Annotated in this window: 21 protein-coding genes and 1 tRNA gene; 5 read left to right on the top strand and 17 right to left on the bottom strand. The window is 57.2% G+C overall.

The genetic code is table 11. From position 1 onward, the window contains the following. Window positions 1-7: 7 nt before the first annotated feature. Both Q672_RS21240 and Q672_RS21235 read right to left on the bottom strand, forming a co-directional pair. Window positions 8-607 carry a glutathione S-transferase family protein gene (locus Q672_RS21240; protein WP_022984440.1) on the bottom strand — a complete coding sequence of 200 codons (600 nt, stop codon included), beginning with the start codon at window positions 605-607 and terminating at the stop codon, window positions 8-10. Window positions 608-699: 92 nt separating this feature from the next. Then, the gene (locus tag Q672_RS21235) at window positions 700-1,056 is read right to left on the bottom strand and encodes a hypothetical protein (RefSeq protein WP_022984439.1); all 357 of its coding nucleotides are present in this window, start codon (window positions 1,054-1,056) and stop codon (window positions 700-702) included. Between the two features lie 244 nt (window positions 1,057-1,300). On the opposite strand from Q672_RS21235, the gene Q672_RS21230 reads away from it, so the two are divergent. Then, entirely contained in the window at window positions 1,301-2,188 is an 888-nt protein-coding gene (locus Q672_RS21230; protein ID WP_022984438.1) for an oxygenase MpaB family protein, read from the top strand. A 42-nt stretch (window positions 2,189-2,230) separates the two neighbouring features. Here Q672_RS21230 and Q672_RS21225 read toward each other — a convergent pair whose 3' ends face one another. From Q672_RS21225 to Q672_RS21170, 13 genes are all read right to left on the bottom strand, one after another. Next, window positions 2,231-3,229: a DUF5924 family protein gene (locus tag Q672_RS21225; RefSeq protein ID WP_022984437.1), complete on the bottom strand. Its 999-nt coding sequence runs from the start codon at window positions 3,227-3,229 to the stop codon at window positions 2,231-2,233. Between the two features lie 146 nt (window positions 3,230-3,375). Further along, entirely contained in the window at window positions 3,376-4,674 is a 1,299-nt protein-coding gene (locus tag Q672_RS21220) for a sodium ion-translocating decarboxylase subunit beta (RefSeq protein WP_022984436.1), read from the bottom strand. After that, the gene (gene oadA, locus Q672_RS21215) at window positions 4,667-6,454 is read right to left on the bottom strand and encodes a sodium-extruding oxaloacetate decarboxylase subunit alpha (protein WP_022984435.1); all 1,788 of its coding nucleotides are present in this window, start codon (window positions 6,452-6,454) and stop codon (window positions 4,667-4,669) included. Before oadA ends, Q672_RS21220 begins: the two co-directional genes overlap by 8 nt. A gap of 14 nt (window positions 6,455-6,468) precedes the next feature. Next, window positions 6,469-6,717: an OadG family protein gene (locus tag Q672_RS21210; protein ID WP_022984434.1), complete on the bottom strand. Its 249-nt coding sequence runs from the start codon at window positions 6,715-6,717 to the stop codon at window positions 6,469-6,471. A gap of 340 nt (window positions 6,718-7,057) precedes the next feature. After that, window positions 7,058-7,134, bottom strand: a tRNA-Arg gene (locus Q672_RS21205). 94 nt (window positions 7,135-7,228) lie between these two features. Then, window positions 7,229-7,708, bottom strand: coding sequence for a bacterioferritin (gene bfr, locus Q672_RS21200; protein WP_022984433.1), 480 nt, complete (start codon window positions 7,706-7,708; stop codon window positions 7,229-7,231). Window positions 7,709-7,835: 127 nt separating this feature from the next. After that, window positions 7,836-8,066: a bacterioferritin-associated ferredoxin gene (locus Q672_RS33935; RefSeq protein ID WP_081703600.1), complete on the bottom strand. Its 231-nt coding sequence runs from the start codon at window positions 8,064-8,066 to the stop codon at window positions 7,836-7,838. A 365-nt stretch (window positions 8,067-8,431) separates the two neighbouring features. After that, on the bottom strand, window positions 8,432-9,184 hold the full coding sequence (locus tag Q672_RS21195; RefSeq protein ID WP_022984432.1) for a hypothetical protein: 753 nt from the start codon (window positions 9,182-9,184) through the stop codon (window positions 8,432-8,434). Between the two features lie 873 nt (window positions 9,185-10,057). Beyond that, on the bottom strand, window positions 10,058-10,714 hold the full coding sequence (adk, locus tag Q672_RS21190; protein WP_022984431.1) for an adenylate kinase: 657 nt from the start codon (window positions 10,712-10,714) through the stop codon (window positions 10,058-10,060). Between the two features lie 132 nt (window positions 10,715-10,846). Beyond that, complete coding sequence (locus Q672_RS21185) at window positions 10,847-11,872, bottom strand: hypothetical protein (protein ID WP_022984430.1); 1,026 nt, start codon at window positions 11,870-11,872, stop codon at window positions 10,847-10,849. Further along, a complete protein-coding gene (locus Q672_RS21180; RefSeq protein ID WP_022984429.1) occupies window positions 11,869-12,291 on the bottom strand; it encodes a cytochrome c-type biogenesis protein in 423 nt (140 codons plus the stop codon). The genes Q672_RS21185 and Q672_RS21180 overlap by 4 nt, the downstream gene beginning before the upstream one ends. After that, the gene (locus Q672_RS21175; RefSeq protein ID WP_022984428.1) at window positions 12,288-12,836 is read right to left on the bottom strand and encodes a DsbE family thiol:disulfide interchange protein; all 549 of its coding nucleotides are present in this window, start codon (window positions 12,834-12,836) and stop codon (window positions 12,288-12,290) included. Before Q672_RS21175 ends, Q672_RS21180 begins: the two co-directional genes overlap by 4 nt. Further along, complete coding sequence (locus Q672_RS21170) at window positions 12,826-14,838, bottom strand: heme lyase CcmF/NrfE family subunit (RefSeq protein ID WP_022984427.1); 2,013 nt, start codon at window positions 14,836-14,838, stop codon at window positions 12,826-12,828. Before Q672_RS21170 ends, Q672_RS21175 begins: the two co-directional genes overlap by 11 nt. 357 nt (window positions 14,839-15,195) lie before the next feature. Between Q672_RS21170 and fabA the strand changes: the two genes are divergently transcribed. Together fabA and fabB are read left to right on the top strand one after the other, a co-directional pair. Next, window positions 15,196-15,723, top strand: coding sequence for a 3-hydroxyacyl-[acyl-carrier-protein] dehydratase FabA (gene fabA / locus Q672_RS21165; RefSeq protein ID WP_022984426.1), 528 nt, complete (start codon window positions 15,196-15,198; stop codon window positions 15,721-15,723). Between the two features lie 9 nt (window positions 15,724-15,732). Beyond that, window positions 15,733-16,944 (top strand): beta-ketoacyl-ACP synthase I, encoded by a 1,212-nt coding sequence (gene fabB / locus Q672_RS21160; protein ID WP_022984425.1) that lies wholly within the window; start codon window positions 15,733-15,735, stop codon window positions 16,942-16,944. 91 nt (window positions 16,945-17,035) lie between these two features. On the opposite strand, the gene Q672_RS21155 is transcribed toward fabB, so the two are convergent. Beyond that, complete coding sequence (locus Q672_RS21155; protein ID WP_022984424.1) at window positions 17,036-18,085, bottom strand: porin; 1,050 nt, start codon at window positions 18,083-18,085, stop codon at window positions 17,036-17,038. 518 nt (window positions 18,086-18,603) lie between these two features. Continuing rightward, complete coding sequence (locus Q672_RS21150) at window positions 18,604-20,391, bottom strand: acyl-CoA dehydrogenase (RefSeq protein ID WP_022984423.1); 1,788 nt, start codon at window positions 20,389-20,391, stop codon at window positions 18,604-18,606. Between the two features lie 92 nt (window positions 20,392-20,483). On the opposite strand from Q672_RS21150, the gene Q672_RS21145 reads away from it, so the two are divergent. Further along, the gene (locus Q672_RS21145; RefSeq protein WP_022984422.1) at window positions 20,484-21,476 is read left to right on the top strand and encodes a GlxA family transcriptional regulator; all 993 of its coding nucleotides are present in this window, start codon (window positions 20,484-20,486) and stop codon (window positions 21,474-21,476) included. Window positions 21,477-21,609: 133 nt separating this feature from the next. Continuing rightward, window positions 21,610-22,308: a response regulator transcription factor gene (locus Q672_RS21140; RefSeq protein WP_022984421.1), complete on the top strand. Its 699-nt coding sequence runs from the start codon at window positions 21,610-21,612 to the stop codon at window positions 22,306-22,308. Window positions 22,309-22,344: the final 36 nt, after the last annotated feature.

The raw sequence follows: 22,344 nt of genomic DNA, 5'->3' as shown, positions 1-22,344 counted from the left end.
CAGTGGATCAGCCACCCATGGGGATAAAGTTCGGCGTTTCTGCCACTCGCCGCAGCCAGGTCTCAATCGCCGGATAACCCGACAGATCGAAGCCTCCTTCATGGGCAACATGGGTATAGGCATACAGCGAGATGTCTGCTGTCGTCAGGCGGTCGCCTGTCAGGAAAGCGGTGTGCTGCAACTGGCCCTCCATCACCGCCAGCGCCTTGTGCCCACCCGCTTGCTTGGCCGCAAATTCGTCCGCCTTTTCCGGTGGTAACCCAAGGTACTTGTTAATGAAGCGCGCGACAGCGATATAAGGTTCGTGACTGTACTGTTCAAAGAACTGCCACTGCTGGATGCGTGCCTGGGCAAGGCGTTCAGATGGATACAGTGGTGAGTCCCAGGCGAGATAATTGATGATGGCATTGGACTCCCCAAGGCTTATGCCATCACCCAGATCCAGCACCGGAATTTTGCCATTGGGGTTCATCGCCAAAAAATCCGCATGCCGTGTCTCCCCCGCCAGGATATCCACATCGATCCAGTCGTGAGTCCTGTCCAGCAGCTGACATACCAGCTGTACCTTGTAGCAATTCCCGGATTGCCTATCTCCATAGATTTTCACGAAAGCTCCTTTTTCGTGTCGTAAACGTTATGCACCAGCATGGCTGCACTTCCTGTTCGGCGGCATGCCAGGAGGAACGCAGCCACACAATATTAACGGCAGGGAAACTCCCGCATAAGTCCCCAGGTCAGCACCAGAGACACCGGCACGTTCTGGAAGTCCTCTTGTTCCTCGGGGGAGGGATAAAGCGCTTTCGAGTCGCGAATCTGATTATCGATGATGGACAGATAATTATCCGTTTTCAGCGATAGTTCATTGGGCTGGCAATACAACGCTGGTTCAGCAAGGGAGTTGGCCGCCGTGACACCGGAGCCGACGCCACTGACATACACCTTAAGCCGCTCAATGTCCGTTTCTCTTGCCTGCGTGTAGCCACCCACATTCAGTGCACTGGCAGGAGACATCACAGCAACGAGCCCGATATAGAGCCACCGTTTTTTGATGTTCAAGGTGTATTCCTCGTTTGGGGGTAATTGCCGGGAATGGCCGTTGAGGCACCCTGTCTTTTCACAATCAACCGCACTTTACCCCAAAAAGCTCAGCCTGGCGTTGTGGTACTGCTCCTGCCCTCACCTGCCGATAACGGTGAACAACAATCGGTGTTCTGTCACTTGTTCAGCCCTGTGGGGAGCGGACAATATGAGACATACGTTCTATTTAGTCTCGCTGCGACAATGGCAGAAGGAGCACAGCATGGCGACAACGACCAACAACAAAGCCGACCCGATCGCATTGGGGCCCGATTCCCTGGCCTGGAAACACGCGGGGGATAATCTGCAATTACTGATGGCAGGGACCACCCTGCTGCTACAGGTTTCACACCCCGTGGTGGGCGCAGGTGTGGGCGATCATTCCGTGTTCAAGGAAGACCCCTGGGGGCGCCTGCAGCGCACCACCGAATGGGGACTTCGACTTCTGTATGGCGGACAGCAGGGCTCCCCACAGGCGGGCCGTGACCTGCGGGAAATGCATCGCAACATCAAGGGCGCAGACGAGAAAGGCCGCAAGTACTTTGCGCTGGACCCGGAAGCCTATGCCTGGGTACACATGACCACCTACTACACCATGGTCACCACCCAACGGATGTTTGGCGACAAGCCATTCACCGCCAGCGAGGAAGCCCAGCTGTATCATGAGTGGGTCCAACAAGGGCGCGTGCTGGGGATTCGTGATCAGGACATGCCCCAGACGGTGCCGGCCTTCTGGGAATACTTCCACACTATGGTGGAAACCCGCCTGGAAAATACCGATACCGCACGCTACCTGCTGGATGTGAGCTTGAAGCAGGTGAAGAAGCCGCCACAACTGAGCATGATGCCGGACTGGCTGTGGGCCCGCTTTTACCGCCAGATTGGCAAAAACGCAACGCTTAGTACCTATGCCACCCTGCCCCATGCCTTGCGCCGCAAGCTGCATGTGCATTGGACTGGGCGACTGGCACGCCGCTTTGAACGCAAACGTCGGCTGATTCAACGGCTGGTGCCACTGGTTCCGGCCAAGGTACGCTACCTTCCCCCTGCCTATCTGTCGGTTACCGGTCAGCTGGAGCGGCTACGTCCGGTACTGAAAGAAGCCGCCTGACAGGATCCCGCGCAGGGGCATGCTTGCAGAGCCCCTGCAATGTCAGGGCGTAATATAAAACCGCATGACGCCAATGATCTGATTGTCTTCCGTACGAACCTCAACCCGCCAACGCCCCTGCGAAGGGACCGGGATGTGGCGTTTGTGAGACCAGGTGCGGAAACCGGATTCACGACCGCCGTACACCTTGAGGGGAATACGGTCGACCTGCTCGCCATCATGAAACCAGTAGTGATAGACATCCTGGCCGAGCCCCAGCGGTGCCTTGATGGCCGTATAAGCGTATAGGCCCTGGGCCACTTCTTCGCTGGTGAAGACCTCACCTTTCACCAGCGGTTTCCGCTCTGATCGGCTGAACGACAGCGCCATGGCCCGCTCTTCCAGTGACAGGGTCAATGGCGGGACCAACGGTGCCAGCCAGCGAGGCGCCAGCGCAATAACACAGGACACCGCGATCAATCCTGCCCAGCGAAACCATTTTCGCGGTCCACCGAAACGCCAGAAGCTGGGTAACGCAAACAACGCGGTCAGCCAGCCGGCCCAGGTAAGAGCGGAGTCTGTGCTCCAGTGGAAAATCAGCGGCAACAACACCAGCAGTGCCACAAACAACGCCCAGGCGTGGAAGCCAAAATACAACGCACGATGCCGGGCCAACCAGAAATAGACCGGATCAATAATGCTCACCAGCGCCGCACTGATCACCAGCGTGGTGAAGAAGATATATTCCGCCCCACCTGACCACTGCAGCAACACAAACGGCAGGCTGAAGAAAAAGGCTTCCTGATGCACCGCCTGCAGCATGAGTTTGAGAAACCCCTGGGACACCCCTTCCATGGCGGTACCGGCAAAGCGCTGTTGCCACAACCCCTCGGTGAGCAGCAACAACCAGCTGAATACCAGAAAGCCGGTGAGCACGGCGGCGAGCCAGGGCTGGCGCTCCACCAGGAAATAGCTCGATAACCCCAACGCAAAACTGATGACCGCCCACAGGTGGCGCACCTGATATAGCTTGTTGGTGAGGGCTTGAAGGGAAAGGGGCAAAACGACGCTCCGTCGACGGTTTGGCTGTTCGACGTACTATAGCGATGTGGGTTCCCGAAGACAGCAGGAAGCACAGAAGGAATAGGGAGAACCCTGCGCAGCGAGAAACAACTCTCGCTGCGCGCGGTGCTCACGCGGCCCTGAAATCAGCCGGCAAAATTAAGCAGTACACCTGCGGCGACGGCAGAACCAATCACCCCGGCCACATTCGGGCCCATGGCATGCATGAGCAGGAAGTTGTGGGGATTGGATTCCAGGCCGACCTTGTTGGCCACCCGGGCCGCCATGGGCACAGCGGACACCCCCGCCGCCCCGATGATGGGATTCACCGGGTGGTGGCTGAAGCGATTAAGCAATTTGCCCATGATGACACCGGTGGCGGTGCCGATCATGAATGCCGCCAGACCCAACGCCAGAATCCCCAGTGTCTCCATGACCAGGAATTGCTCAGCGCTGAGCTTCGAACCCACGGCCAGCCCCAGCATGATAGTCACCACATTGATCAGCGGCCCGCTGGTGGTGTCCACCAGACGGCTGACTACACCGGATTCCTTCATCAGGTTGCCGAAGCAGAACATGCCTAGCAGCGGTGCAGCATCAGGCAGTACCAGTGCCACCAGGATCAGCAACAGGACCGGGAACAGGATCTTCTCCACCTGGCTGACCGGGCGCAACTGTTCCATCTTGATCTTGCGCTCGTTCTCATTGGTGAAAGCGCGAATGATCGGCGGCTGAATGATCGGCACCAGGGCCATGTAGGAATACGCGGCCACCGCAATGGCCCCAAGCAGCTCAGGTGCCAGTTTGGTGGTTACGTAGATGGAGGTAGGGCCATCTGCACCGCCAATGATGCCGATGGCGGCGGCGTCCTGAAGGCTGAAGTCGAGACCGACCCAGTTCAGTGCCAGCGCCCCCAGCAGGGCAGCAAAAATACCGAACTGTGCCGCCGCACCCAGCAACAGGGTACGCGGGTTGGCCAGCAACGGACCGAAGTCGGTCATGGCGCCCACGCCCATGAAGATCAGCAGCGGGAAGATGCCGGTGGTCAGCCCTACGGTGTAGATCAGGTAGAGAATCCCGTCACCGTAGTTGGCCTGCACCGCAAGGTGGTGCAACTGGTCGTGAACCAGCGGGCCCACCGCTTGTGAGGCTTTATAGAGCGCCTGACGGCCCACTTCCGGGTCCAGCCCCATCACCTGTGCCATATTGGCAATCAGGCCCTGGTCACCAAAGTGCAGCGCCTGACTGATGGCAGACTCCGCCAGGCCCGCCGCCGGAATGTTGGCCAGGATGCCGCCAAACCCAATCGGCAGCAGCAATAACGGCTCGAACTTCTTGTGTACCGCCAGCCACAACAGCCCCAGGCACACCAGCATCATGATCAGCTGGCCGCCGCTCATGTGGTACAGGCCGGTACTGGTCCAGAGGGTTTCCAGTTTATCCATTGGCCGGCTCCACACTCAGCAGGGGTTGCCCAACGGTAACGGCATCGCCTTCCTTCACCATGACCTCGGTGATGATGCCCGCCTCCGGGGTGGACACGTCGGTTTCCATCTTCATGGCTTCCAGCACCATGATCTTCTGGCCTTCGGTCACCCGGTCACCGGGCTTCACCAGCACCTTGAAGATGTTGCCGGCCAGCGGAGCCGGTACCGGTACGCTGTTGGCCGGATCGCCGGACGCCGCCACAGGCGCTTCCGCGCTGCTGCCACCCAGCGACTTGATGCCGGTGACATCGCCACCGTCGCTGACTTTGACGGTGTACTGCTTGCCATCCACGTCGACGGTATAGACGCCTTCGCTGTTGGCTGCCGCTGGCGCCTGACCATTGGGAACCGGCTCAAAGGCGGAGGCATCGCCACGTTTTTCCAGGAATCGCAGACCGATTTGCGGGAACAAGGCATAGGTCAGTACATCGTCATCACGGCGCTCACCGTCCGCCAGACGCAGCCCCTTGTCGCTCGCCAGCGAGGCGACTTCGTCACGCAGGCTGTCCATCTCGTTGTCGATCAGGTCACCGGGACGGCAGGTAACGGGCTCATCGCCTTCCAGGGCGCGGGCCTGCAGCTCACTGTTGAACGGCGCAGGGGCGGCACCGTATTCCCCGCGCAACACGCCGCGGGTTTCCTTGCTGAGCACTTTGTAGCGCTCGCCGGACAGCACATTCAATACCGCTTGGGTTCCTACGATCTGGGACGTCGGGGTCACCAGCGGGATATAGCCCAGATCCTTGCGGACGGCAGGAATTTCTTCCAGTACGTCATCAAAACGGTCTGCCGCGCCCTGCTCTTTCAACTGACTTTCCATGTTGGTGAGCATGCCGCCAGGCACCTGTGCGACCAGGATGCGCGCATCGACACCGCGCAGGCTGCCTTCGAATTTTGCGTACTTCTTGCGAACGTCCCGGAAGTAGCTGGCAATGTTGTTCAGTTTCTTCAGGTCCAGGCCGGTGTCACGGTCTGTACCTTCCAGCATGGCCACGACCGACTCGGTGGGGCTGTGGCCGTAGGTCATCGACATGGAAGAAATGGCGGTATCCACATTGTCGATCCCCGCTTCCGCGGCTTTCAACGCGGTAGCGGTGGACAGCCCCGTAGTGGCATGGCACTGCATGTGGACAGGAATGCTCAGGGTCGCCTTGAGACGCGTGACCAGCTCGAAGGCATCCGCAGGACGCAGCAGGCCAGCCATATCCTTGATCGCAACGGAGTGCGCTCCCATTTGCTCGATCACCTTGCCCTGCTCGACCCACATATCCATGGTGTGCACCGGGCTCACGGTGTAGGCGATGGTGCCCTGGGCGTGCTTGCCCTGCTTCACGACCGCAGCGATGGCACGCTCGATATTGCGCATGTCATTCATGGCGTCGAACACACGGAATACATCCACCCCGTTTTCGGCAGCGCGTTCAACAAAAGCGTCGACCACATCATCGGCATAGTGACGGTAGCCAAGCAGGTTCTGACCGCGCAACAGCATTTGCTGCGGGGTCTTGGGCATGGCGTTTTTCAGTTCACGAATACGCTCCCAGGGATCTTCCCCCAGATAACGAATACAGGCGTCAAAGGTGGCCCCGCCCCAGGACTCCAGGGACCAGAAACCGATTTCGTCCAGCGCTGCAGCAATGGGCAGCATGTCGTCCAGGCGCATGCGAGTGGCAAACAGGGACTGGTGGGCGTCGCGCAGCACCACATCGGTGATGCCAAGTGGCTTTCGATCACTCATGGGGGATTTCCGGATTATGACTGGGACTGCCGATGCTGACGCACGGCGCTTTCAATGGCTTTGATGACGGCTGCCGGCGGTACATCAGTGCGGGCAACTGCCCCAGACGGCGCGGCCGATTCAGGAGCGACAGGCGCTTGTCCAAAACGCTGCACCAGCGCCGACATCAAGGTGGTAACGCCCACCAGGATGATCAGGAAGACAAACACGACTCCCATGCCAACCAGCATGAGCTCCAGGCCCTGGTTCATCAATGAGTCCATGGAACACTCCTTCGACGGTTCCGTTGGCGATTAACCGGCGAAGCGACCAGACCCACAACGTGGATCTGGCCGGGGCCACCTTTTGAGTGTCCCTTAGCCAGCGCCGGTTTCCGCGCAATGTAGGCGCATTGTCGACAATCTGCAATGAGACGACTGGAGGGGGTGGGTGGTGGTTTTGATCAATCAGGCAAAAAAAAAATGTTTAACGGGTTCACCTGCACAAGCCAGCGACTCTGTGACAGGGCAAAAGCATTCGCGATAAAACAAAAGTCTTGGAGAGAAAAATGCCGGCAAGCTAAAACGAAAAAAGGCACCCGATTGGGTGCCTTCTTTCTTTGTATGGCGCGCTGGGGAGGAGTCGAACCCCCGACCTTCTGGTTCGTAGCCAGATGCTCTATCCAGCTGAGCTACCAGCGCTTTTCCATCTCGTTGCTGTATCGCCCCGAGAGGCTGCGCATTATTCCGAAAGCCCCTCGATGAGTCAAGCGCAGATCGCTCAAAAGTTCAGCAATCAGTCTTCTTCTGTTTCCATCTGCTTTTGCAGGTAGTTTTCGATGCCCACCAGATCGATCAGATTGAGTTGGGTTTCCAGCCAATCCACGTGCTCTTCCTCGGATTCCAGGATGCGCTTGAGCAGATCACGGCTGATGTAATCCTGGATGGATTCCATGTAGGCAATCCCTTCACGCAGATCAGGAATGGCCATTCTTTCCAGTTTCAGGTCGCACTGGAGCATTTCTTTGGTGTTCTCGCCAATCATCAGCTTGCCGAGATCCTGCAGGTTGGGGATACCTTCCAGAAACAGGATGCGTTCCACCAGCCAATCGGCGTGTTTCATCTCGTCGATGGACTCGTGGTATTCCTTTTCATACAGGGCCTGCAGGCCCCAGTCCTGGTACATCTTGGCGTGCAAAAAGTACTGGTTGATCGCTACCAGTTCATTGCCGAGTGCCCGGTTCAGGTACTCAATGGCCTTGGCGTCGCCTTTCATGGGGAATCTCCGTCCTGTGAACATGGGTTTGGGATAACCCGCATTGTTCAGCAATAAGGTGACAGAGACAAGTCAAACAAGAGAAAAGCGCTTGCAATACAAGCACTTATGGAAATGAGAACGATTTTTATGCCGGCTGCGGCCAATAGACCACAGCTTCATTGGAAGAGTGCGAGAAAGAGGACGTCTGGCTTGCGCTACGGGCCTCACGCAGTTCCTGACGGGCGTGCCGGGCACATTTTCCGCACTGACTTCCAACCCCAAGTTCCCGACGAAGATCACGCAGGCTGTCGCAGCCGTTTTCGACCGCTTCCCGTATTTGGTTGTCAGTGATGCCCTTACAGATACAAACGTACATATAACGCCATTCCTCAATCTCTGGGAACGATGCTAACTCTAACGCGAATCATTATCAACTACTTTTGTTGATGTTTCTCTTTGCCGCAATGACCCGGTCATATGTCTCCCCGCCCAATGCTGCTGTCCCTTCCGCTCTGCTGCATCGAGGGATCATGACAAGCTGACAAATAGGTCAGCCAGGGACCCCCCCCCTCTCAACTAACGTCCTCCCTTTGGTGCCCCGGACAATGACGCGCAGTGATGACGACTCGCATATCCTTCCCCACTGCGCACCACAGAAAGTGATTCCAGAAAAAAAGGACCGGATAACCATAAAAAAACCCGCCGAAGCGGGTTTTTTGACTGCCTTACGCCCCTGAGAGATCAGGAGGGCTTTTTCTTGGCAGGTGCACGCTTGGTTGCAGCCTTCTTGGCTGGCGCCTTGCGTGTTGCTGCTTTTTTCGGAGCCGCTTTCTTGGCTACGGCTTTTTTCTTGGCTGGCGCTTTTCGGGTTGCCGCTTTTTTGGCAGCCGCCTTACGCTTGGGCGCAGCTGATTTCTTGGCAGCACGCTTGGCCTTTGCGGCAGCACGCTTGGCAGCGGCCTTGGCTTTCTGCTCCGCTTTTTTCTGGTCAGCTTTGGCTTTTTTCGCCAGTTTGCGTTCGTGATCACGCAACTTCGCTTTCAGGTTGCGCTCAGCAGTACGCAGTTTTTTCACTTCACGGGCGACCACTTTCTTGGCTGCCTGAATTTCGGCACGGATAACCTTGGTTTCACCGCGCAGATCCTGAAGCTTGAGACGAAGGGTGTTCATCTTGCCACGGGCAGTATCGACTGCACGCTTCGCCGCAGCGGTTGGCTTCGCTTTTGCTTTATCACGCTTGGCTGCTGTATCCGCACGCAGCTTGGTGAGCTTACCGTTCTCGGTATCAAGCTTGGTACGGTGCTTACCCAGCTTGCCTTCAACCTGAGCTGCTTTCTTCTGGGCCTGGTCCACAGCCTTCTGCTGCAGTTTTACCTTGCCTTCAGCGTTGGTAACAGATTTCGGCAGTGCCGGAGCTTTCGGTGCTGCCGCCTTTTTTGCTGCTGGTTTACGGGCCGCAGTTTTTTTTGCGGCAGCCTTTTTTGCTCGAGCCATTTTCGATCTCCTAAGCTATAGCGTTGTCATCATTACTGCGACAAGGGAAAAATAGCATAAAAAAAAAACGGTTGGTACATTATTTGACCAATTCAAAATTTCTTTTTTCATTTGTGTCCGCATTCCCCCTTTTTGCAAAAAAAAATCGCTGATGACGCTGATTGTCCAATCCATGTTTTTTTGGGTTTTCTTTCCGTTTAGGAAATCACCACTATCCGACCAAACATTGCTTAATGGAAATAGCCGACACCTAAGATTCCCTTTCCTTGTGCAGAAAGAGCGTCTTTGTATTGATGCAGGCATATAAAAAGAAGGGGAAATCCTGACGGGGACAAAAACGTCAGTTACAGGAATCTCATCCCGACAATGGATTAATTAATAACAATGGCAGGAAGCAAAATGCGGGGCGCCGTTGAGCACAAGACCTACAACTCACTGCGCATCTTTTACAAGATTCTGCGCAGAGATGAACCTTCCGCTTGCCTTTTCTTTTATGGCTGTCGGCAACAGAGAAAAGAAAGACGGATAATCGCCACTAACTGAATTCAATTAACGTTGAACTATTTTGGGTAGAAAGGTGACATATTATTTGCGCATGAACAGTGCAAATGGGGCAGTCTTATCTGTCCGGCAAACGTGACCGTCGCCTCATGGAACCGCGCTGTCAGAGCATCACACTGACAAGAGGGCGACAAACTGACACGCTGAACCAAAGTCAAAACAGTGAATTGCCGCCCCCGGCAAATATCAAAGCCCAGTCTGTATGAGCAATGTTGGGTCTCATTACGCAATCGGGAAAACGGGAAAAGGCAGCCCACCGCAACAAAAAAGGGAAGCCGAAGCTTCCCTTTCTTTAATACGGAGTATGCAAGCTTAGGCTTTCAGACCACTGAGCACTCGATCCCGGATATCATCCACAGACCCCACGCCGGCCACACGCACATAAGCAGGAGCATTGGCCTCGCCCTTGGCGGCCAGGTCCTGATAGAAATCCACCAGAGGACGGGTCTGGGACTGGTAGACTTCCAGGCGCTTGCGAACCGTCTCTTCCTGATCGTCATCACGCTGCACCAGCTCTTCACCGGTTTCGTCATCCTTGCCTTCGACTTTCGGCGGATTGTACTTCACGTGGTAGACACGACCCGAGGCGGGGTGCACGCGGCGACCACTGAGCCGCTCGATGATTTCTTCATCATCCACGTCGATTTCAACAACGAAATCGATATCGACACCCTGCTCAACCAGCGCCTGGGCCTGGGGAATGGTGCGCGGGAAGCCGTCGAACAGGAAACCGTTGGCGCAGTCATCTTCTGCGATACGCTCCTTGACCAGACCCAGAATGATGTCGTCGGAAACCAGGCCGCCAGCGTCCATCACTTTCTTGGCTTCCAGGCCCAGCGGAGTCCCCGCTTTTACCGCAGCGCGCAGCATGTCACCGGTGGAAATCTGAGGAATATTGAACTGTTCCTTGATGAACTGCGCCTGGGTGCCCTTGCCCGCACCGGGGGCACCAAGCAGGATGACACGCATAGGATTCTCCAACTTTCTGTGATCAAAAGAGGCATCAGGGGGCCTCCGAAGGGGTGCAACTTTACCCTGAGGCCCCGTTCATCACAAGGGACAGCCGTTGCGACCTAGGTCGCAAGCGGTCAGTCAGCCGGATTACGGCGACCCCAATTGCAGGGCCGCCGGAGAGGTCTGGGGCATCGTCAATCGGACCGGGGCCGCACTGATGGCAGCCTGATCCACCGAGGCACCCGGTGCCGGCGTATAACGGGCTCCGATCACCAGCTCCGCGTCGCTGTCCGGATACGCCTGCAGCCAGTCCCCCTCCGTCAGCACCACCGAAGCGGGGAAACTTGGCACGACCTGGCGGTGGGCCGCCAAAGGCTGGCCTTGCGAACCCGCCTCACGAATATAGACAAACAGGGTGCCCCCAACAGGCAGGTCTCCCCCCTGAACCACGGATCGAATGGAGGCAAACACTCCCTGGCGCGCTTTCTGTGCACGGGCATTGTCCAGCCCCCTGCGGAGCAAATCGCCGGTTTCCCCCTCGCCATGGCGGCTCAATAATGATTCCCAGCCCTGCATGGAAAGGTCATAGCGCCCAGCCCGGTCGGCAGACATGGCCAGTAACATCCAGGCACCATCATGGGCCGGTTCACGGTCAAGCACCCAGCGAATGTCTTCCAGTGCCGGGTCAGTCAGCTTGCCGCCGGCCTGTTCGATACGGGAACGAGCCAACAGCAAATGCATGGAGGGGTCATCCGGTGCCAGTGCCACCGCTTTCAGCGCCGCTTCCTCGCTTTGCACCGGGGCACCGAGTTGGTCGTACAGTGAGCCCAGCGCGTACCATCCGATGGCGGAAGGATTGTGGGTGAGCTCGGACTGCAGCACCCGCACCAGCGCCCCGGCCGGCACATCTGCTGCCGCCTTGGTGGGGGGCTTGCCGGCAATGATGTCTTGAGCCACCGCTCGGTAATCCTGTTGATGCTGCAGCCAGGGGCCGGTGTGTTCGTTATAGCCAATCAGACCATAGCCTGCCGCGGCCAATACAACGACGATCAGGGGAATACCCAACGCCCCACTCACCGACCGCCCGGCCTTGCGGGCTTCCTGTCGCCACAGCCACCACAGCATGACCGCCAGTACCAGCAGCATGATCAACGCCACGACTATCCACATCATGAGGCGTCTCCTTCATCATCATTGGCTTTGGCACTGGCGCGGCGAAGCAACATAACGATCAGTAGGCCGCCCCCACCCAGCAGAATCAGCGGTACCAGCCATAGCACCGAAGTCTGTGCATTGACCGGCGGACGATAGCTGACAAAGTCGCCGTAGCGGGAGACAAAATAGTCGACGATTTCATCGTCACTTCGCCCTTCCAGAATCATGCTGTGCACCCGGGTACGCATATCCTGGGCAATGCCCGCGTCAGAATCGGAAATGCTCTGGTTCTGGCACTTGGGGCAACGCAGCTCTTCGGTCAGCACCCGAAAGCGTTGCTCCTGCTGTTCATTGTCGAACTGGTAAACATCAATGGCTGCCAGGGCCGCAACCGGCAGCAAGCTTGCCAGCAGAGCAGACAGGAAAAAACGCTTCATTGTGCACCTCCCTGACCACTTTGCTCAGCGGGCATCAAAGGCAAGAACTTCTCCTTCCATACCCGTTCATTCAGATCACCGGCATGACGCAGCACAATCTCGCCCTGCGGATTGATCAGGAATGTCTCCGGAGCGCCATAGACCCCCAGATCCAGACCCAGCTGGCCATCCGCATCGACAATCACATGGGTGAAGGGGTTGCCGAGATTGGCCAGGTACTGACGGGCCGCCGGTGTTTCATCCTTATAGTTCAAGCCGGCGATAGGCACTCCCTGCGCCGCCAGGGCCAACAGGAAGGGATGCTCGACATGACAGGTCGGGCACCAGGTCGCCCACACATTCAACAGCTGCCAACGCCCGGTCAGGGACGCTTCGGTAACGGTTTCTTCGGTCAACAATGACGACAAAGAGAATGCCGGAACCGGTTTGCCCACCAGTGCCGAAGGCAGCTCTTGCGGATCACGACCAAGGCCACTGGCCAGCAACACCGCAAGCAGGATGAAACCCAGCAGCGGCAGGAACACCCAGGGGGAATTAGGCTTCATTGGTCGCTCCTTTTTGTTCGCGCTCGGGCTGCTCACGCTCTGAAACGCGCTGGACACTGTCATCGGCAAACCGCTGACGGCGATAACGCTTGTCGGACAGCGCCAGCCCACCACCCAGAGCCATGATCAGGGCGCCCAACCAGATCCAGCGGATACCGGGTTTGAAGTAGATACGCACGGCCCACGCCTCTCCCCCTTTAAGCGGTTCGCCCATGGCCACATACAGGTCGCGCCAGAAACCGGCATCAATTGCCGCTTCAGTCATGATCTGCCGGCCAGCATGGTAGGTACGCTTCTCCGGGTGCAACAATACGATGGGTTGATCCTGCCAGTAGACCTGGAAGTGGCCACGCGTAGCATCGAAGTTCGGGCCGCGGTATTCGTCAAGGCTGTCGAACACGAAGCGGTAGTCCCCAAGTGTTGCCTCGTCACCGGGTGCCATGCGGATATCCCGCTCCACTTCGTGAAAACTCACCAGGGCGATCCCCGCTACCATGACGGCCAAACCGCAGTGAGCAATCACCATGCCCCAGTAACTGCGGCCAAGCTTTCGCAGCCCGGTGAAGAGCCCCTGTTGATAGGCCAACGCCCGACGCAACACATCATCCACATGGGCAAAGATCAGATAACACGCCAGCATGATGGCCACCACACCCTGCCAGGGGGACGGCTCCGGGATACGGGCGCCGAACCAGCCCGCCACAATGGCAGCCGGCACCAGCGGCAACAAACGCTTGACCAGTATGCCGCTGTCCTGGCGCTTCCAGTTGCTGAAAACCCCGGGAATCAGCAGCAGGATCAGCAGGAACGTCAGTGGCACGAAGAAGCCGTTGAAGTAAGGGCTGCGAATGGAAATCTTCAGATCCATCCATTCAAAAAACAACGGTGCGATGGTCCCCACCAACACGACGGACATGGCGGTCAGCAGCAGCAGGTTATTGCCCAACAGGAATGCCTCGCGGGACAACGGTTTGAAACCGGCATTGCTACGCAAGGCGGATGCACGTGCGGCGAACAGCGTCAGCCCCCCACCCGCAACCACCACAAGGAAACCCAGGATAAAGGCACCACGTTCCGGGTCATTGGCGAAGGCATGCACCGAGGTCAACACGCCAGAACGCACCAGGAACGTGCCCAGCAAACTCATGGAAAAAGTGATAATCGCCAACAACACCGTCCAGGCGCGGAACATGTTGCGCTTTTCACTGACCGCCAGCGAATGAATCAGGGCTGTCCCGGCCAGCCAGGGTAACAGGGAGGCATTTTCTACCGGATCCCAGAACCACCAGCCACCCCAACCCAGTTCGTAATAGGCCCACCAGGAACCCAGCGCGATGCCTACGGTCAGGAAACACCAGGCCACGGTTGTCCAGGGACGCGCCCATCGGGCCCAGGCCGGATCCAGGTTGCCGGCCAGCAAACCGGCAATGGCAAAGGCAAAGGCGACGGAAAACCCCACATACCCCATATAAAGCATGGGCGGGTGCACAATCAGCCCGGGGTCTTGCAGCAGCGGATTCAGGTCGGCGCCATCAAGGGGAAACCAGGGCAAGGTGCGATCGAACGGGTTGGATGTGAGCAGCATGAACAGCAGGAAACCCACCGCAATCATGCCCATCACGGACAACACCCGAGCCACCATCACCAGGGGCACACTGCGACTGAGCAACCCGACCATGGCGCCCCAACCCGCCAGCATCCAGCCCCACAACAGCAACGAGCCTTCGTGCCCCCCCCAGATGGCGGACAGCCGATAAGCTAACGGCAAGGCCGAATTGCTGTGGTTGGCAACATAGGAAACCGAGAAGTCATTGTTATAGAAGCAGTAGCCCAGCATGACCATGGCAATCGTCATGGCCAGCCACTGTAACCAGGCTAACGGGCGGGCGTACCACTGCCATGCGACGATATCGCGTTGCACGCCGATCAAGGGGAACACAGACAGACACAGGGCCGCTGCCAATGCCAACCAAAGGGAAAGATGACCGATTTCTGCCGCCACGAAAGCTCCTGAATCTGCAAAAAGGGGTTAATCGCCCAGCGAATACCTGTCCCTGCCGTGCTGCGCGCGCATAGCATCTGTGCATGGTAAGGCAATTGCAAGTCCGTCGCGGAGAGCTTGATACCCTCTTTTATTATCCCTCGAAGGTCCGACAACCGTCTTTTTTGTCCGTTCATCGGTCATTTTCGGTAACAACATCACTCCGACATATTTTGAGACGCTTGCTATTCGTATGCTTTCACCATGCTTTGCTAGTATCAGTCTCGCCCTGACTGCGTGTCACCCGGCTGACGAAAAAACGACATAAATCATCCATATACTCGGAATGCGCCGCCTTGGCCTTCATGGAGTAAGATTTTGAGCACAACACCAGAACAGAAGTCTTCTTACGCTCGCGAGGAACTGCTCGCCTGCGCCCACGGGGAGCTGTTTGGCCCCGGCAACGCACGGCTGCCCTTGCCGAACATGCTGATGATCGATCGCATTGCTCACATCAGCGACGAAGGCGGCAGCTATGGCAAAGGCCAAATCATTGCCGAACTGGATATCACCCCTGATCTCTGGTTTTTCGACTGCCACTTCGAGAGCGACCCGGTCATGCCGGGCTGTTTGGGTCTGGATGCTACCTGGCAACTGCTGGGCTTTTTCCTCGGCTGGAAAGGCAACCCTGGCCGCGGCCGGGCACTCGGTGTTGGCAACGTGAAATTTTCCGGGCAGATCCTGCCCACCGCCAAGAAAGTCACCTATCGACTGGATGTGAAGCGGGTGATCACCCGCAAACTGATTCTCGGCATCGCTGACGCCACGGTGTCGGTGGATGGCCGCGACATCTACAGCGCCGAAGACCTGCGGGTCGGCCTGTTCACTTCCACCGACGGATTCTAGGAGTTCCCCATGCGCCGCGTCGTAATTACTGGCATGGGCATCGTGTCCTGTCTGGGCAATGATGCCGACACCGTTACCCAATCCCTGAAGGAAGGCCGTTCCGGCATTCGCTTCAACGATACCTATAAGGAAATGGGTATGCGCAGCCAGATTGCTGGCGTGCCGGACATCAATCTGGATGATTTCATCGACCGCAAACCGCGTCGCTTCATGGGGGATTCTGCGGGCTACGCCTATGTTGCCATGCAACAAGCCATTGCCGATGCCGGGCTGTCCGAGGCTGAAGTCAGCAACGAGCGCACCGGCCTGATCGCCGGCTCTGGCGGCCACTCTTCCCTGAACCAGGTGGAAGCCGCCGATATCGCTCGCTCCCGTGGCGTCAAACGAGTGGGCCCTTATATGGTGCCGCGCGTCATGGCCTCCACCGTGTCCGCCTGTCTGGCCACACCGTTCAAGATTCAGGGCGTCAATTACTCCATCACCTCTGCTTGCGCCACCAGCGCCCACTGTATTGGTAACGCGGTAGAGCAAATCCAGCTGGGCAAACAGGATCGCGTGTTTGCCGGTGGGGGTGAAGAAGAGCACTGGGCACTGAGCTGTCTGTTCGATGCCATGGGCGCCCTGTCCAGCAAGTACAACGACACGCCGGAAACAGCCTCCCGTGCCTACGACGCGACCCGTGACGGCTTCGTCATCGCCGGTGGCGGCGGGATGCTGGTGCTGGAAGCCCTGGAGGTCGCCCAGGCCCGCGGCGCCAAAATCTACGCAGAAGTGGTGGGCTACGGTGCCACCAGTGATGGCCATGACATGGTTGCCCCCAATGGCGAAGGGGCCGCGCGCTGCATGCGCCAGGCCATGGCCCAGTTTGAGGGTCAGGTGGACTACATCAACGCCCACGGTACCAGCACCCCGGTGGGTGACGTGGCGGAGCTGAAAGCCATCCGCGAAGTGTTTGGTGACAATGCACCGGCCATCGGCTCCACCAAGAGCCTGTCTGGCCACAGCCTTGGGGCAGCCGGCGTCCACGAAGCTATTTACTGCCTGCTGATGATGCAGAACAACTTCACCGCCCTGAGCGCCAACATTGAAACCCTGGACGAAAAGGCAGAAGGCTTGCCAATTCTGACCACCGGCAAGGACACCGGCCCCAGTGTTGTGATGAGCAACAGCTTCGGCTTCGGTGGCACCAATGCCAGCCTGCTGATGAAGAAGTGGGACTGAAGAGCAGTTAACAGCTAATAGTGAACAGTTAACCGCGAAACAGAAAAACCGGCGAAAGCCGGTTTTTCTGTTTTGAACGTAGTGCGTGTTGCTAGAACTTGTGAATCAGCCCGACAGAAAAGGCCATGCCGGATTCGTCCACATCAGTGGTGGAGCCCACCGGGTCGAAGTCGGTATCCGAGGCGGAAACCAGCGCATAGGTGGTGGTCTGATCGCCGAGCGTGTAGTCCGCGCCCACCGTCAGCATCTTGATATCCAGATCCAGATCACTGCTGTCCAGCATGCCAATTTGCCCCTTCAGGACAATACGCTCGCTGAGCCCAAAACGGCCGCTGAGCAGATAGGACATCAGATCCCCTTCATCGCCACCGTAGGGGTCAAATTCACTGCGCTCAACAATCGCACCGAACTGCGCGCTGTCACCCAGACTGAGCCCGAACGAGCCGCGCAGGGTATCAAGATCCCCACCGATGAGCGGGCCAAACGGAGCAAAATCAATACTGGTATAACTGCTCTCATAGGCCAGTGCAGCATAGATCGCCTCCGCTTCAAGCGTTGCGGAAAGCCCCCAGGTATCCGTCAGGCCATCCTGGGTTCGTGCATTGGCACCGGTACCCACCACCTCCTCTTCACCGGGGGCGACCTGCGCGCGGACGGTGACACCGCCGAAATCCGGGCTTTGCCAGTTTACCGTGTTGCTGTTGCGGCGCTGGCCGAGGAACACCACATCCATATCCGCGACGGTGTCGTTGAATTGGTCAATGCTGCCTTCGGCCAGTTTAACGACGCTGTCGTAACGGCCGGCGAAGACCTTACCGGCTGCGCTGTTCAGGCCAAGAAAGCTGTTACGGGTGCCAAAGGTATCGCTGCTGTCACCGTCGGCGTCATAGCTGACTTCCATTTGATAGATCACGCTCAGGCGATCATTAATCAGCGGCTCTTCTCCCTTGATGCCCAGGCGGGAATTGTTGCTGGAGACAAACCAGGCGTCAGACAGATCCTCTTCTGAAAACACCAACCCCTGTGGGTAATCACGGGTTTTGTCCAGGCTCAGGTTCAATTTGCCGTAAAAGGCAGGGGCCGCAAGGGCCGACACCGGCAAGGCTGCTGCAATGGCTGCGGCCATCAATGTTTTTTTCATTTCCCTTCTCCCTGTTTGGAAATTGTGCAACACGCGCCTCAATATATGACGCTTTAGTGACAACCAACAACGGGAAAAAGGGAGTATTCTGGCCAGAGCGCGGACGTTATCCGTTTTACTTCCAACTGACGACGCCACCAACAAAAATCGCCATCTCGGATGTGAGGAAAGATTGACTCCCAACTTGCCGTAGGAGCGTCGCTCGCGGCGCGATTCCAGACCAGGATCAAAAGCCTTTTCACCACAGAGGGCACAGGAGGCACTCAGGAAAGACGGTTTTTCTCTGTGGACCCTGTGTTAAATCAGTCTTTAACGACGTGGGCTATCGCGCCGCGAGCGACGCTCCTACGGCAAACCGGGAGGTGTCAGTCGGGCTTTTCCCTCAAATCCGCGAAGAACCAAAAAAAAGCCCCCGGAGGCCGGGGGCGGAAAATACCGTCATAGCTGTTTTGCTCACCGCGTGATGAGCTCTCCCGAGCCTGATGACGATAGGCACACAAGGTCGATTGCTATCACAATCAGAACCAGCGGCTGTCCATGTCCATGAAGGTGCTATCGGCATCAACCAGTCGTTGAGCGTCCAACTCCACACGGGGTAACTCCCACCGGAAGAAATAAGTGGCTGCCATCAGCTTTCCGTTGGCAAAGTCTTCATCTTCCGGGCGATCCAGTTTCACCGCAGCGTTGGCCTGACGTAGCCACATCCAGGCCGCGACGGTGTGTCCCACCAGCTGTAGATAGGCGTTACCGTTCGACAGGGCGACCCGCGGCCCTTTGTCGGCCATCAGTTTGCCGCTGGCTTCCGTCGCCGCCTGAATCTTCGGCAACATCGCTTGCAAGGCTGTCGCAAATGGCTTGCAGCGAACATCTGAAGTGGCCTCGACATCGGCCATGATTTTACCTGCGAGCAGCTGCATGCCTTTGCCATTGGCCTGCCATACCTTGCGACCAAGCAAATCGAGGCCATGAACGCCGGTGGTCCCCTCATGAATAGGGTTGAGACGGTTATCTCGCCATACCTGTTCGACCGGATATTCACGGGTATAACCGGCACCACCAAACACCTGAATCGCCATATCGTTGGCTTTCAGTCCATATTCAGACGGCCAGGTTTTCAGCACGGGCGTCAGCAAATCCAGCAGCAATTCCGCATCGCGGGAGCTCTGCGCTTCGCCGCTTTCAATTTCATCCACCAGCCGATAACCGTAGAAGCTCATGGCCAGCGCCGCCTCGGCATAAGCCTTCTGCGTCAACAGCAACCGGCGCACATCCGCGTGTTCAATGATCGGCACCATGGGCTTGCTGAAATCGGCTGCATCCGGGTGCCGGCCTTGTAAGCGGTCACGCGCATAATCCAGGGCATAGCGGTAACCCCGGTAGCCCAGCAATGCGGCACCAAAACCGACCCCAACCCGCGCTTCATTCATCATCTGGAACATGTAACGCAGGCCTTGATGGGCCTCGCCTACCAGATAGCCATGACAGTCGTCGTTATCACCAAAGGTCAGTGCGGTGCTGGTGGTGCCACGGTAACCCAGTTTGTGGATCAGTCCGGCAAGAATGACATCATTGCGCGGCCCCGGGTTGCCCTGCTCATCCAGCCGATACTTCGGCACCACGAACAGAGAAATACCCTTGACCCCTTCCGGGCCACCGGGAATTTTGGCCAGCACCAGGTGCACGATATTGTCTGCCAGCTCGTTTTCACCGCCGGAGATAAAAATCTTGTTGCCCTTCAAACGATAGCTGCCGTCGTCCTGCGGTACCGCGCGGGTACGAATATCGGCCAGCGACGAACCGGCGTGCGGTTCTGTCAGCGCCATGGTGCCGGTGAAACGGCCCTGCATCATGGGTTCGAGGTAGCGCGCCTTGAGCTCATCACTGGCAAAGTTACGAATCACATTGGCCGCCGCCGCGGTCAGAAACGCATAGGCCGTCGAGCTGGGGTTAACGCAGGTAAACATGCCCTTGCAGGCCGCAGCCGCAATATCAGGCAATTGCATGCCGCCTTCTTCAAAGCTGGCACGGGAAGAGAGAAAGCCCGCATCGATGTAGGCATCAAACGCCGCTTTCACTTCCGGGCGCATGACCACCTTGCCATCCACAAACTGCGGCTCTTCCTTGTCGGCAAGGCTGTTGTGATCGGCAAACTTTTCCCGCGCGAGTTTTTCTGCCGTATCCAGTGCCGCCTCGATAGTGTCACGGCTATGTTCGGCAAAACGCTCCCGTTCGAAAAGGGTGTCGGTATCCAGCACCTCGAACAACTGAAAGCGCAGATCGCGACGGTCCAGAATCACATCACTCACAACATCTCTCCCGTTTTTTCGACACAGCTTGCCATCCTGCCCTGCTCTCTGGCATTGTCGCCTATGACTAATTCATGGTGGAACACGACAGAATGTATCAAGTCGCCGTTTTGGCCTTCGATGGCGTTTTTGCCTCTGCACTCACCGGAGTGGTGGATCTCTTTACCCTTACCGGGGTGACCTGGAACCGTATCCATGGACAGCCTCTGGACCAGCAATTCCAGGTGCGAATCGTCTCCAAGGATGGTAATCCCGTGCGCTGTACGCCCTCCATCCGCATGGCCGTTGACGCCTCTATTGATCAAATCGACAAAGTGGATCTGGTGGTAATTCCGACCATTGGTGCCCCAATTGAACAGGTGCTGGAGCAACAGCGGGACGTTCTGCCATGGCTCAGGCGTATTCATTCAGCGGGGGCAGACCTGGCCAGCAATTGCACAGGTGCTTTTCTTCTGGCCGAAGCGGGCCTGCTGGATAACTGCACAGCCACCACCCATTGGGGGTTCAGTCAGCAATTCCGGCAACGCTATCCGCAAGTCAAACTCAATGAGCGCGAACTGATCACCCGCGAGGGAAATATTTTCTGTGCTGGTGGGGGGACCGCCTGGCGAGATCTGACCATTCTGCTGGTAGAACGCTATTGTGGGCCGGATCTGGCCAGGGAACTGTCCAGAGCCTTCGTGATTGATGTGCGTAACGACCTGCAGAGTGTGTATGCCGGGCTTCCCGCTCATTCCTATCATCAGGACGAGCAAGTGCAGACCGTGCAGGCCTGGATTCATGAACACTTCCGGGATCCCACCTCACTCGGTGAATTGGCAGAGAAGGTGCACCTGAGCCCCAGACAATTGCAGCGCCGCTTCACCAACACCCTGGGGGAGCCCCCATTACAATACTTGCAGCGAGTACGCATTGAAGCCGCAAGAAAAATGCTCGAGCGCGGCACCAATAATCTAACCCAGCTGGCTGAGTTGGTGGGCTATCAAGACGTCAGCAGTTTTTCCAGATTGTTCAAACGTCACACAGGGTTGTCACCCAGCCACTATCGACAACGTTTTGCCCGCACTGGCAGCCTGACAGATTAGGGAAATTCTGAAAGTCATTCGTCTGTCAGTTATTGAGCTTGGTGGAAGATAGATGGACACTCATCCTATTGGATCATTGACGTGGCATTGACGTCTGACGCCGCACCATTGGAAGGTGATAAAGGAGAGCATAATGGAAAACTTGTCTATCTTGCTGGTGGAAGACCATCGCCAACTTGCGCAGACCGTACTTGAGTTCCTGGAGCAGCAGGGTGCAACGGTCGACTATGCAGGCGACACTCGTCTTGCCCGGGAGCTGGTACAGCAACACCATTATGATCTCATGTTGCTTGATGTCATGCTCCCAGGCGAAAGTGGCTTCCAGTTTTGCGAGGCTCTTCGTAAAGAGCTGTCGCAAGACCTCCCCGTTATTTTTATGACTGCCAGAGACCACCTTGACGATAAACTCGAAGGTTTCAACAAAGGCGGCGACGACTACATTGTAAAACCTTTTGCACTTCCTGAATTGGCAGCCAGGGTCACAGCTCAGATCCGCCGCCAGCGTAAGGAAGTCACCGCGAACACCCTGCAGGTGGAAGATCTACAGTTAGACCCGGCAAGACAGGAAGCCCGCCGGGATGGCAAACTGCTGAAATTATCTCCCACCGCGTTCCGGATACTGCGCATCCTGATGCGCGAATCCCCACGGGTTGTCAGCCGGGAGCAACTTGAGCGAGAGCTGTGGGGCGACCTGGTTCCGGATTCTGACGCGCTGAGAAGCCATTTGTATAATCTGCGAAAAGCGATGGACAAACCTTTCTCCCAGCCTCTGCTCAACACCTTACCGGGGGTGGGTTTCAGCATCCACGGAGCTGCCGAGCAACACCACTGATCGATCTTGCCCTTGATTCAGCGCCCTGTGGACACT

Source organism: Alcanivorax sp. P2S70 (genome assembly GCF_000475295.1).
GTDB classification, from domain to species: Bacteria; Pseudomonadota; Gammaproteobacteria; order Pseudomonadales; family Alcanivoracaceae; genus Alcanivorax; species Alcanivorax profundi.
This window is presented reverse-complemented; position numbering and strand designations above follow the sequence as displayed.